Genomic DNA, 13163 nt, shown 5'->3' on the forward strand with positions numbered 1-13163 from the left:
TCAGCGACACGTCAGCCCGAAATGAAGAGCACCTCATTCCGGGCAGCGTGCCGGCAATCAACCCGTGCCCACAACAGGCTCACCAATCGAACCGCAGCCCGATGTTGCCTTCGATGCTCTTGCGCTCCTTCTGCTCGCTGCTTTCCAGGTCGCGGGTGTAGTCGGCCACCGCAAACGCACTGACGTTGGCGTTGAAGCGCGCGACCACGCCGACGCCCACTTCCAGTGCGCGCGAACCCTGCTGGTTGGTCAACTGATTGGTGCCGAAGGTGATGCGATCCTCGCCATCGAAGGTCTGCCAGTAGTTCACTTTGAAGTAGGGCTGCCAGCCATTGCCCGCGAGGGTGTAGTCGGCCGCCAGACGCAGGCCGACGCGGCCGGTCCATGCGTTGTCGTTGTCGTAGCCCACGGTGGAAATGCGGTCGGCGCCGTCATCCAGTGCGGTGCGCTGCCAGATCACCTGCGCCTGCGGCTCCAGCCACCAGGCGGACTGCCCGAGCTGCAGCAGCGGCTTGCCGACTTCCAGCGAGGCGGTAGTGCCGTCACCGCGCAGATCGATGCCGAGCCCGCGTGCCGACCATGCATTGCCGTCGTAGCGGCTCTGCATGACCACCGTGTCCAGGTAGCCCCCGGCGCTGCCCACGCGGGTCCAGTACAGGCCGACGTGCTTGTCGTCCAGGCGGGTACGGCCGACGGCCACGTTGTCCCAACCGATCGCGAAACCGTTGACGTTGCCCTGCGCACGGGTGCGCCCGACAAACACACCGACCTGGTCGCGGTGGCGGTCATCGGCGGTGGCGAACAGATCCACGCCGGCCTGGATGCCCTGGATGTCACCGTCGAAGCTGGGTCTGGCGTCGCCTTCCCAGTGCTGCTCATGGCTCTGGCCGATCATCCGCGCCCACGCCGCGCGGAAGCCACCCTGCCCGGCCAGCAGGCGCTGTTCGCCCTGGCGCTCGTGGAACGTGCCCAGGCTCAGGAGGCTGGTCTCGCGCAGCAGCGGCGGCACCACGGCATACGTGGCTGCCTCAACCCGGTACAGCGGAATCATGTCGCCGTCGGCGGGCACGGCGCCGGGCGTCGGCGGCACCGCCAATGGACCGGGTACTGCGGCGGGGGTCGTCGGTACCGGCGGCGGGGTATCGGCCTGCGGGGGCGCCACCGGTGCCGGTTCGGGCGGCGGCGGTGGCGGTGCCGGTTCGGGGGCGAGCGGGTCCGGGTTCTCCGGCAGATCCGGCGACGGCGGCGGGGTCAGGGGCGGCGGGGGGGTGCCTGCATCCTCCGGCGGCGGCGGCGGCGGGGTGACCGTGGATACACCCGGCGGCGCGGGCGCCGGGGCCGCCAGGACACCCGTTACCAGCGTCGATCGCAGATACCAGTTCTCGCTGCTGCCGGCACTGACGCCGCCCTTGAACAGGAAGTACTCGAACGCACCGGCCGCGACCGGGTTGTACAGCGCGAATGCGTTCGGCGCGGTGCTGGCGCCATTGATCGACTGCACCACCAGGATGCCGTCGGCCAGCGTCGCCGCGCCACTGCCACCCGCGTTGAGGATGCCCAGGCCGGTGCTGCCGCTGGCCACGCCATTGGAGATCACCAGGCGGTCCGAGGGCGCGCCGTCACCCGCCAGCACCGAGTGCAGGTACACACCGCCGTTGTTGCCGACGTAGTTGCCCGCGATGGTGAACGCATCCGCCGGACCATTGCTGCCGTTGCTCAGGTCGATGCGACCGGCATTGATGACGTTGACCTGCTGGCCTGCGGTAAAGCTGCGCACGCTGGCGTTGAAGCCGCCGGCGAACACCGTGCTGGTGCGGTCGATATCCAGGGTGCCACCGCCGGTGGTGGCGTCGGCCAGCACCAGATCGGCATCGACGGTCAGCTGGCTGTCCTGGCGCAGGTTGATCTGCTCCCAAGCGGTGAAACGCGCCACGCCATTGGTCTTGACGTTGTTCAGGGTCAGCAGGTCGGTGCCCGCGCCACCGGTGAACAGCGGCAATGCGCCGAGATGGCTGTTGTTGAGGTTGCTGAGCGTGCTGACGTCATCGCCCTCGCCCATGTCCACGGCGCCGTAGACCACGCCGCCACCGGACCAGGTGAGCCGGTCCGTGCCGGTGCTGGCACGGATTTCGCCGCGCACGGTGCCCCCGGTGATGGTGATCGCATCGTCGCCACCGCTGACGCTGATGTTGCCGCCGATATAGCCGTCGGACAGGAGGATGGTGTCATTGCCGAAGCCGGTGACGAGATTGCCGTCGATGGTGCCGCCGGACATGTCGAAAGTGTTGTTTTCCAGTTTCATGTTGACCCGGCCGATGCGGCCGCCGGTCATCTCGGCGTAGTCACCGTCGTCGAAGCCGCCGATGATCTGCCCGCCGGTCATGCGGAAGCGATCGGTGCCGTCGCCCTGCAGCAGCGCGCCGACGGTGCCACCGGTCATCAGGAATACGTCCTGGCCACTGCCCTGCTGCACCGTGCCGGTGATGGTGCCGCCGCTGACCTCCAGCGTATCCACCCCATCACCCTGGTCGACGCTGTCGATGACCCCATCGCGCATCAGCAGCGTATCGTTGCCTGCGCCCTGCACCACGCCGCCGCGGATGCTGCCGGCCAGCATCTCCAGCCGATCATTGCCGGCACCAGAGAAGACACCACCGGTGCTGCCGCTGATCACCCCGCGATTGATCACGGTGGAAGCGGCATCCAGCTGCAGGCCACGCCCGGCGCCGGCAAGGATGCTTCCGTCATTGATGATCAGGTGCCCACCGCCACCGGCCTGCAGCGTGATGGCGTTGCCGGTGGCAGGCGCGAGTTGGGCGTTGCTCAGCACATTGAGGGTGATGGTGCTGCTGCCTGCCGCGCCGGTGACCGGGACAGTGTCCGGATTGGGCAGCTGGCTGGAGCAGGTCACGGTCTGACCGGTGGTGGGCGCAGGGTTGTCGCAGCCCGCCCAGGCCGGGAATGCCCCGGCCATCAGTGCGGTGCCGAGGGCGCCATAACGGCCAACATGCAGCAGGCGGGCTATCTGGACGGACAGCAGCGGCCGAGCCGCCCGAGCAAGCATCTGGTGCATGTACCTTTCCTGTTCAGCAGAAGGGGGACAGCAACGGCCCAGTGCTTTTACGGATGACCGGCGTAGGTACTTTTACTGCGCAAACGTGATGCGAAGGTAAAGAATCCGGACGGATGCCGGCGCCGACGGCATGTGCGCCCGCATGCCCTCGCATTCAGATTTTCAGGTAGACGCGCCGGCTATCCAGCACCCACACCACGCCCCACCAGATCGCCACGAAACCCACGGCGCAGCCGAGCGAGGCCAGCTTCGGCGCCTCCGGCAATGCCCGCTCCAGCGCATGGAACATCCAGGCCCATGCACCGGTGGCCCCCAGCACGAGGGCCATCGCCGAGGAACCGAGATAGGCCGCTATCGCGTTCACGCCGAAGCGCCGGCCCAGCGCGGGCGCGCCCCAGCGATCGATCAGCAGATGCGCCAGCAGCAGTGCCGCCACGGAGAGACCGCCCGTCCACAGCACGAAGCTCGGCGTCCACAGCTGCTTGTTCAGCGGCAGCCACAGGGTGGCCAGGCCGCCGATGGCCAGACACACCGCTGCGAGCATCGCCAGCTGCGGCGCTCGGCCGGCCCGCAGCCACGCACCGGCGCGCAGGCCGAGCAGCGTACTGGCGATCGCGCCCAGGCTGCTCAGCAGCCCTTCCGGGTCATGCCCCAGGCCGGTGAGCGCGGAATACTTGTACAGGAAGGGAGCGAACAGCGCGGTATCCAGCCGGCTGGCCGGATTCAACCAAGGCTCCAGCGAATCGGCAGACAGCAGGATCGCGGCATAGGCCACCAGCAGGCCCACGATCACCGCCCATTGCGTCCGCGCCTGCGTGTAGACCGCCAGCACGCCGACCACCGCCACGCACAACGCTATCCGCTGCAGCACACCCCACAGGCGATACGCCGGCAGCTCGAACAACCACCACGCCAGCAGGTGCAGCAGTGCGCCGGCGATCAGGATGCGCAGCGCGCGTTGCAGGACCCCACGCACCAGCGCCGGACGCGTGGCCGGGTCGCCCGCGCGCGGGGCCAGACTGAAGGCCATCGAGACGCCGGCAATGAACAGGAACAACGGGAAGATCAGGTCGGTCGGGGTGAAGCCGTGCCAGTCCGCGTGCAGCAGCGGCGCGTAGACATGGCTCCAGTCGCCCGGGTTGTTGACCAGCAGCATCGCTGCGACGGTCAGGCCGCGCAGCGCGTCGATCGAGCCCATCCGTCCTGACGGCGTGGCGCTCATACGTCTTCGCGCTGCCCGGCGATCCAGGTGCTGCGCACCTGCAGGGCGTCATCGAGCAGCACCAGATCGGCGTGATGCCCTTCGGCGATGTGCCCGTAGCGGTCATCCAGATTCAGGAACTGCGCGGGATAGGTCGAGGCCATGCGCGCCGCCTCGGCCAGCGATACGCCCAGCAGCTGCACGCTGTTGCGCACCGCGGTGGCCATGTCCAGCGCCGAGCCGGCCAGTGAGCCGGCCGCATTGCGCACCACGCCGTCCACCGCGGTGATGACCTCGCCGTACAGCTCGTAGCTGGGGTCTTCCGCACCGACCGGCGGCATCGCATCGGTCACCAGCATGACCTTGCCACGCGGCTTGGTCGCCAGCGCCACGCGCAGGCTGGCCGGGTGCACGTGCACGCCGTCGGCGATGATGCCGACCCAGCTGTCGCGGTCTTCCAGCGCCGCCCCGACCGCGCCCGGCTCGCGCCCGGTCAGCGGCGACATCGCGTTGTACAGATGGGTGAAGCCACGGATGCCCGCCTCCAGGCCGGCACGCGCCTCTTCATAGCTGGCGGCGGTGTGACCGGCCGCCACCACCACGCCCCGTTCGACCAGCGCGCGGATGCTCTCCAGCGGCACCCGTTCGGGGGCCAGCGTGAGCAGGGTGACGCCGTTGTCCAGCGAGGCCGCCAGGGCGATCTCGGCGGCGTCGGGGACGCGGAACTTGTTGGCGTCGTGGGTGCCCTTGCGCGCCGGCGCGATGTACGGGCCTTCCAGATGGATGCCCAGCACGCCGGGCACGCCTTCGCTGATCGCCTGGCGGGTCGCGGCGATGGCCGCGCGCATCACCTGCACGTCGTCGCTGATCAGGGTCGGCAGCAGCCCGGTGGTGCCGAAGCGGCGGTGCGCCTGCGCCAGCGTGCGCAGCGTGGCGACATCCGGACTGTTGTTGAACAGCACCCCGCCGCCACCGTTGACCTGCGCATCGATGAAGCCCGGCAGCAGCCAGCCGCCGCCCAGGTCCACCTGCTCATCGGCCTGGCCGAGCATCGGTGCGGCATCGGAAACCAGCGCGGTGATCCGCCCGCTTTCGATCACCACCGCCAGGTCATCGCGGAAGTCGTCGCCGGCCAGGATGCGGGCGTTGCGCAGGACAGTTTTCATCAGACGGTTTCCGTCACCTTGTTCAGATGCGGCGGCAGATCGGGGTTGTGGCCGCGACGCAGCGCCAGCGCGTTGATCGCGCGGTAGAAGCTCTGGATGGTCAGCAGCGGCGCGCAGGCCGGGTGCGGTGCGACCGGCAGCGGCAGGTCGCCATCGACATCGGCCAGCCAGACCTGGGCATCGCGCGCGGCGAACTCGGCCAGCACCGCGCGGGTGCCGGCGCCGGTTTCATCCGGCTGGGCGAACGCCAGCACCGGGAAGCCGGGGCCGACCAGCGCCATCGGGCCGTGCTTGACCTCGGCCGAGCTGTAGGCCTCGGCGTGCAGGCCGCAGGTTTCCTTGAATTTCAGCGCCGCTTCCTGCGCGGCGGCCAGGCCGAGGCCACGGCCAAGCACGAACAGGTTGTGCGCCGGCACCAGGCCCTCGGTCAGCGACGACCAGTCGCTGTTCCAGGCCGCGCGCAGGGCATCGGGCAGCGTGCGCAGCGAAGCGATCAACCCGACGTCCTGCGTCCAGTACGCCACCAGCTGCAGGATCGCCGACAGCGAGGCCAGGTAGCTTTTGGTCGCCGCGACGCTGCGCTCGGCGCCCGCGCCCAGCGGGATCACCGTTTCGGCCAGCTGCGCCAGCGGCGAATCCTCGACATTGACCAGCGCCACCACGCGCGCGCCGGCCGCACGGGCAGCCTCGGCGTTGCGCAGCAGGTCGGGGCTCTTGCCCGACTGCGAGATCACGATGTACAGCGCGCCACGCAGCTTCAGCGGCGCTTCGTAGACCGAGCCCACCGACGGCGAGGCCGAGGCGGTCACCAGCCCCAGCCGCGTTTCCAGCAGGTACTTGGCGTAGGTGGCGGCATGATCGGAACTGCCCCGCGCGCAGGTCACCACGAACGGCGGCGGCGCCGCGCGCAGGCTGGCCGCCAGCGTCTCCACGGCCACCTGGTTGCGCGCGAACTGCGCGGCGATCACATCGGCGGCCTCGGCGGCTTCGCGGTACATCAGGGTGTCGTGGGGAGCAGGCAGGGACATGGGGACTCAGGTCGTTTCAGGAGAAGGAAGCCGTGCACCCTGCGGGCGCATCGGCGCGGTGGAACCACGCACCACCAGCTGCGGCACGAAGCCCTGGTTGCGCAGCTGCAGCGGAGCTTCGTCGTAGGCATCGCTGCGCAGCTGCGCGATCAGCAGGCGCGCGGCATGCCGGGCGATGTCCTCGGTGGCCTGCTTGGCGGTGGTCAGCGGCGGCCAGGACTGGCGCGAGAACGGACTGTCCTCGAAGCCGGCGATGGAGAGGTCGTAGGGCACGTTCATGCCCGCCGATTTGGCCGCAGCCAGCACGCCAGCGGCGATTTCATCGTTGGAACCGAAGATCGCCGTGGGTGGCTCGCGCAGCGCCAACAGGCGGCGCGCACCACGGAAACCGTCGTCGAAGGTGTAGTCGCCCTGCACCACCAGGTGCTTGTCCACGCTCATGCCGTAATCGCGCAGCGCCGCCTCGTAGCCGGCATGGCGCTCCACGCTGGAGCCGTGCGAACTGCTGCCCCACAGGAAGCCGATGCGCTGGTGGCCGAGCTGGATCAGGTGCTCGGTGACCTCGTAGGCGGCCTCGCGGTCGTCGACGAACACGCAGGCACCATCTTCCGGGTCGGCGGTGCCGGCGATGATGCGCGCCAGCTTGATCCCTCGCCCGGTCAGCGCCGCCACCAGGTCGCGGCGCTCGGACATCGGCGCGGTCAGCACCAGCCCGGCCAGGCGCGAACGCTGCACCCAGTCGGCGAGTTCCTCGGCCAGCATCGGCGAGCTGGAATCGCAGGGATGGATCTGCAGCCCGAACCCGGTCTCGCGACAGGCAGCGAGGACGCCATTCTGCATGCCGATGATGTGGTACGGATTGGGGTTGTCGTAGACCAGCCCGATCACCAGGGTGGTCCCGGTGCGCAGATTGCGCGCGGCCGGATCGGGCTCGTAGTCCAGTTCGGCAATCGCGCGCAGGACGCGCGCGCGGGTGGCCTGCATCACCGAGGGCTCATTGTTGATGACGCGCGAGACGGTCTTCAATGACACCTTGGCCCGTTCGGCGACATCCTTGATGGTCGCTCTGCGCATGGCTTTGTCCTGCGGGTTCCGTGGAGCGTCCATGATCGCCGATCACTGCCCGTCGCGGGGCAGGCCGATCCGGTGGCCGCGCACTGAATAGAACAGGATGTAGAGGTAGCAGGGAATCATCAGCCCGGCGAACACCCACTGGAAATCGAAGTGCTGCTTGAGCACGGCGAACAGCTGCGGAATGATCGCGCCACCGGCGATGGCCATCACCAGCAGGGCCGAGCCGGTTTCGGTGAAACGGCCCAGGCCGCGGATCGCCAGCGGGAAGATCGCCGGCCACATCATCGCGTTGGCAAAGCCGAGCGCCGCCACGAAGCCCACCGAGACATAGCCGTGGGTGAGCAGCGCGCCCGTGCAGAACACCACCCCCAGCACCGCGGAGATGCTCAGGTAGCGCGACTGCGAGACCAGGTGCGGAATCATCGCCAGGCCGGCCAGGTAGCCCAGCAGCATGCCGCCCAGGGTGATCGAGGTGAACATCTTGGTCTGGTCCAGCGGCAGGTTGAAGCTGTGGCCGTAGGTGCCGATCGCATCACCGGCCATCACTTCCGCGCCGACATAGACGAACAGGCACAGCACGCCCAGCCACAGGTGCGGGAACTGGAAGATGCTGGTGCGCTCGGCCACCCCCGGCGCGCGGGCCGGCGTGGCGTTGGCTTCGGACGTCTTCAGTTCGGGCAGCGGCGAGAACAGCACACCCACCGCCAGTACCACCAGCACCCCCGCCATCACCATGTACGGCAACTGGATCTTGCTGGCGAAGGTATCCAGCAGCGCACTGCGCACGACCGGGTCGGCCGCGGCCACCTGCTCGGTCAGATCGCCGATGCCGTGCAGCACCAGCGTGCCGATCAGCACCGGGGCGAGCATGCCGGCGATTTTGTTGCAGATGCCCATTACCGCGATACGGCGCGCGGCCGTCTCGATCGGGCCGAGGATGCTGATGTACGGGTTGACCGCCGTCTGCAGCAGGGCCAGCCCGCTGCCGATGATGAACAGGCCGCTGAGCGCGCCCGGGTACCAGCGCTGCTGGGCGAAGTGGGCGAACACCACCGCGCCGGCCGCCATCACCAGCAGGCTCAGGCTCAGGCCTTTCTTCATGCCGGTGCGCTTGAGGATCCACGAGGCCGGCAGCGCCAGGAAGAAATACGACAGGTAGAAGACCATCAGCACCAGGAAGGCGCCGACCTCGTCCAGCTCGAAGGCGAGCTTGACGAAGGTGATCAACGGGCCGTTGAGCCAGGTGAAGAAGCCGATCAGGAAGAACAGCACGCCGATGATCAGGATCGAGGTGAGCACGCTCGAACGCGCGGAGGCAGCAGGCACGGCAGACATCAGGGAGGCTCCTGCATCGACGGCGCCGGAGCGGCGTCGGAAGAGTGGCTGGGAACAACGTTGTCACATTTATTCGTTGCGGCCGCCGGGTTTGTCAACAACTGGTTCACGCCGCCCCCGCGCATTTTCCTTTGCTGCACCTGCGCAATCTGGCGGCAGCGCTCGCGGCGGGTGGAGCGGAGCCCGTATTCACGGGAGTTTGCAAAACATGACGGCGCCGTGATGAAAACGTTTTCGCGCGCAAACCCACGTTGCGACGCAACATCGAAAGTCTGAGGTTATCGTTGACATCGTTGTCAGAACGATTACAGACTCCGCCTCAATCGCCGGGTCCGCCCTGGCCACGCCCAACCGATGGAGTCCGTGTGACCAACGCCGCCCACGCTGTTCCGGCCCATGCCCCGCCCGCCGCGATGCCGCCGTTCCTGGCGGCCGACGTGGGTGGTACGCATGTCCGGGTTGGCCGGGTCCAGGCCAGTGCCGATCCGGCCCATCCGGTCGAACTGCTGGACTACCGCAAGTTCCGCAATGCGGATTACGCCGGCCTCAGCGCGATCCTGTCCGACTTCCTGGCCGATGGACCGCGCCCGACGCATTGCGTGGTCGCCACCGCCGGCTATGCCCGCGACGACGGCACGGTGATCACCGCCAACCTGCCCTGGCCGCTGTCGGCGCGGCAGATCGAGCGGGAGGTCGGCCTGGACCAGGTCTACATCGTCAATGACTTCGAGGCCGTGGCCTATGCCGCCGCCCAGGTCGATGCCAGCGGCGTGCTCCAGCTGACCGGCCCGGCCACCGCCCCGCGCGGCCCGACCCTGGTGGTCGGCCCGGGCACCGGGCTCGGTGCGGCCGTGTGGATCCCGACCGCACATGGCGCGGTGGTCCTGGCCACCGAAGCCGGCCAGCCGACCCTGGCCACCACCACCGAACTGGAGATGGCGATCGTGCGGCAGATGCTGCGCGAGCGCTCGCATGTCTCGGTCGAGCAGGCGCTGTCCGGCCCCGGCCTGATGAATCTGTATCGCGCCCTGTGCGCGTTGAACGGCCAGGCGCCGACGCTGACCACCCCCGATGCGGTCACCGCCGCCGCGATGGCCGGCCACGACCCGCTCGCGCGGCAGAGCCTGGACGTGTTCTGCGGCCTGCTCGGCAGCACGATCGGCGACATGGCACTGCAGTACGGCGTCACCGGCGGTGTCTACCTGGCCGGCGGCATCCTGCCGCAGATCCGCGACTTCCTGTTGAACAGCACGTTCGTCGAGCGGTACCTCAACAAGGGGCCGATGCGCGAGGCGCTGGAACGCATTCCCGTGAAGGTGGTCGAGCACGGGCAGCTGGGCGTCATCGGCGCCGCCAGCTGGTACCTCGGCCGCTCGGACACCTGATCTGCCGCGGCGCCGGGATCGGCGCTGCGGACAACGCACCACGCAGTACGTAGCACCCAAGGCGCACCGGACAACAGGCGCGCGGCACAGTCGTACCAGACGCAAGCAAACAGACGCCGTCGCCGGCGACCATCGAGTGATGAGGAGAGACATCATGAACACCCGCAAGACCCTGCTTTCCGCAGCCATCGTCAGCTGCCTGGCCTTCAGCGCCCACGCGCAGCAAGCCCCCGCCTCCACGCCGGCCGCAACCGACCTGGACACCATCCAGGTCACCGGCATCCGCGGTTCGATGGAGAAGTCGCTCGATACCAAGCGCGAAGCGAATGCGCGCCTGGAAGTGGTCACCGCCGAAGACGTGGGCAAGCTGCCCGCGCACAACGTCGCCGATACCCTGCAGCGCGTGCCCGGCGTGAACATCAGCTCGTCCAGCGCCGATGAAGGCGGCTTCGATGAAGCCGACCGTGTCAGCCTGCGCGGCACCAGCCCGAGCCTGACCCAGACCCTCATCAACGGCCACAGCGTCGGCTCGGCCGACTGGTTCGTGCTCAGCCAGGGCAACAACGTCGGCCGCAGCGTCAGCTACTCGCTGCTGCCGTCCGAGCTGGTCAGCTCGGTGGAAGTGAACAAGTCCTCGCAGGCCAAGCTGCAGGACGGCGGCACCACCGGTACCGTCAACATCATCACCCGCACCCCGCTGCAGTTCGCCAAGCAGTTCACGGCTGAAGCATCGATCGGCGCCGTGCGCTCGGACCAGGCCGACTCGACCGATCCGCAGTACTCGGCCCTGTTCAACTACAAGAACGACGCCAACACCTTCGGCGTGCTGGTGCAGGGCTTCTACCAGGAGCGCGAACTGCGCCGTGAAGCGCAGGAAATCCCGGGCGGCTTCTTCGCGCTCAAGGCGACCGATCCGGTCGTGGCCGGCATTCCCGATCCGGCCAATCCGGGCCAGTTCCTGCAGGCGCCGCGTCCGGACCTGGAAGGGCTGTCCATTCCCGGCCTGCTGGGTTCGACCCTGTTCGAGCAGACCCGCAAGCGCAAGGGTGGCATGGTCACCGTGCAGTGGAAGCCGATCGACACGCTGACCCTGGGCCTGAGCGGCTTCACCTCCGAACTGGAAGCGAACAACTACAACCGCAACTTCATGATGTTCGGCAGCGGCTTCGGCCGCACCCAGGCCCCGGACCCGGGTTACACCGTGGTGGATGGCGTGATCACCAACGCGACGTACACCGGCGTTCCCGGTACGAACTACGGCGTGTACGACATGATCTACCGCGAGGCCACCGCCAAGAGCAGCTACGTCACCTTCGACGCGGACTGGCAGATCAACGACAACCTCAACGCGAAGTTCCAGGCCGGCACCACCAAGGGCACCGGCGAAACCCCGCGTCAGTTCATCGCCGAAGTCACCGTCGGCCAGGGTGGCGGCGCGTCTTACGCCAGCCACGGCGCCGGCTCCCCGGTCGACTGGAACATCGGTGGCGACATCAGCGAAGCAGGCGTCAGCAGCTTCGGCACCTGGGGCAACCAGCTGGTCAAGGCAGAGGACAAGGAAGACTGGGCGTCGCTGGATTTCAACCAGTACTTCAGCAACGGTGGCACGCTGAGCTCGATCGACTTCGGCCTGCGCTTCGCCGACCACGAACGTGAAGCCCTGTCGCCGGAAGGCGCCAGCCCGGGCGACATCTGGTCCGCACTGCGCGGCAGCGCCACCGGGCAGTACCCGGGCAACTTCGCCAGCGGAGTGGGCGGCACCTTCCCGCGCAACATCTGGTACTACACCCCGGATGCGCTGCAGAACGCCATCGTCAACAACTCGACCTGGCTGGCCGGCAACGACGGTCCCGACGGCCGCCACAACTACGGTGCCGAGTGGAAGGTGAAGGAAAAGAACTTCGCCGGCTACGTGCAGGCCAACTTCACCGGTGACTGGTGGAGCGGCAACATCGGCCTGCGCTACGTCAACATCAAGCAGGACATCGACACCTACCTGGCCGTCAGCGATCCGGCCCGCGCCGACGTGCGCAGCCTGTTCGGCATGTGGCAGCGCCAGGCCTTCGAGAACAAGCACGACCGCGTGCTGCCGAGCGCCAACATCAAGTTCGACCTGGACGATGACCTGGTGCTGCGCGTGGCCGCGTCGCAGACCCAGACGCTGCCGGACTACTCGGCACTGGGTGCGTCCTCGTGGGGTTCGGATCTGAACAAGACCGGCGGCGGCGGCAACCCCGATCTGAAGCCGACCCTGTCCAGCAACCTGGATGCCAACCTCGAGTGGTACTTCATGCCGCGCGGCCTGTTGTCGCTGGGCGCCTACCATATGCGCCTGAAGGACTACATCGCCTTCGACGTGGTCCAGCGCCAGCTCTTCAGCGAACTGACCAACCAGCTTGAAACCTACGACATCTCCACCCCGATCAATGCCGATGGGCAGGTCACCGGCGTGGAAGTGGCCTACGAGCAGCCGATCGGTGAGTACTTCGGCGTCAATGCCAACTACACCTACGCCAATGGCAAGACCAACCACACCTGGGCCGACGGCACCAACAACCTGCTGGGCACCTCGAAGAACACCTACAACGTGGGTGCCTACTTCGAGAACGAACGCTTCGGCGCCCGCGTCAGCTACACCCGCCGTTCCTCGTTCCTGATCAGCCTGTCCGGTACCAACCCGTACTACCAGGACGACTTCGGCACCCTGTCGGCGTCGCTGAGCTACAAGGCGACCGACTGGCTGAGCATCAGCCTGGATGGCCTGAACCTCAACAACCCGACCTACAAGTACTACCAGAGCGCGTTGATCCCGACCTCGTTCTACTCCAACGGCCGCCAGTACTATCTGAACTTCCGCTTCAAGTACTGATCGCCGCGGTAACACGCTGCACACCTGAAACG

The 13163-nt window shown here is 67.8% G+C and carries 8 protein-coding genes; 2 read left to right on the top strand and 6 right to left on the bottom strand.

Annotation, left to right across the window (positions count from 1 at the left end; genetic code table 11):
* Positions 1 to 79 precede the first annotated feature (79 nt).
* From ABE424_RS07675 to ABE424_RS07700, 6 genes are all read right to left on the bottom strand, one after another.
* Positions 80 to 3073, bottom strand: a complete 2994-nt coding sequence (locus ABE424_RS07675; protein WP_346492874.1) for an autotransporter domain-containing protein — start codon at positions 3071 to 3073, stop codon at positions 80 to 82.
* Positions 3074 to 3227: 154 nt separating this feature from the next.
* Positions 3228 to 4295, bottom strand: coding sequence for a heparan-alpha-glucosaminide N-acetyltransferase domain-containing protein (locus ABE424_RS07680; protein WP_346492873.1), 1068 nt, complete (start codon positions 4293 to 4295; stop codon positions 3228 to 3230).
* A complete protein-coding gene (gene nagA, locus ABE424_RS07685) occupies positions 4292 to 5440 on the bottom strand; it encodes an N-acetylglucosamine-6-phosphate deacetylase (RefSeq protein ID WP_346479260.1) in 1149 nt (382 codons plus the stop codon). Before nagA ends, ABE424_RS07680 begins: the two co-directional genes overlap by 4 nt.
* The gene (locus ABE424_RS07690) at positions 5440 to 6468 is read right to left on the bottom strand and encodes an SIS domain-containing protein (RefSeq protein ID WP_346492872.1); all 1029 of its coding nucleotides are present in this window, start codon (positions 6466 to 6468) and stop codon (positions 5440 to 5442) included. Before ABE424_RS07690 ends, nagA begins: the two co-directional genes overlap by 1 nt.
* A 6-nt stretch (positions 6469 to 6474) precedes the next feature.
* Positions 6475 to 7542: a LacI family DNA-binding transcriptional regulator gene (locus ABE424_RS07695; RefSeq protein WP_176988192.1), complete on the bottom strand. Its 1068-nt coding sequence runs from the start codon at positions 7540 to 7542 to the stop codon at positions 6475 to 6477.
* Positions 7543 to 7584: 42 nt separating this feature from the next.
* Positions 7585 to 8877, bottom strand: coding sequence for a sugar MFS transporter (locus tag ABE424_RS07700; protein WP_346492870.1), 1293 nt, complete (start codon positions 8875 to 8877; stop codon positions 7585 to 7587).
* Between the two features lie 413 nt (positions 8878 to 9290).
* On the opposite strand from ABE424_RS07700, the gene ABE424_RS07705 reads away from it, so the two are divergent.
* Entirely contained in the window at positions 9291 to 10262 is a 972-nt protein-coding gene (locus ABE424_RS07705; protein ID WP_176988483.1) for a glucokinase family protein, read from the top strand.
* A 154-nt stretch (positions 10263 to 10416) separates the two neighbouring features.
* Positions 10417 to 13131 carry a TonB-dependent receptor gene (locus tag ABE424_RS07710; RefSeq protein ID WP_346492869.1) on the top strand — a complete coding sequence of 905 codons (2715 nt, stop codon included), beginning with the start codon at positions 10417 to 10419 and terminating at the stop codon, positions 13129 to 13131.
* The last annotated feature ends 32 nt before the right edge of the window (positions 13132 to 13163 follow it).

The organism is Stenotrophomonas sp. TWI1149 (genome assembly GCF_039673155.1).
GTDB classification, from domain to species: domain Bacteria; phylum Pseudomonadota; class Gammaproteobacteria; order Xanthomonadales; family Xanthomonadaceae; genus Stenotrophomonas; species Stenotrophomonas maltophilia_AA.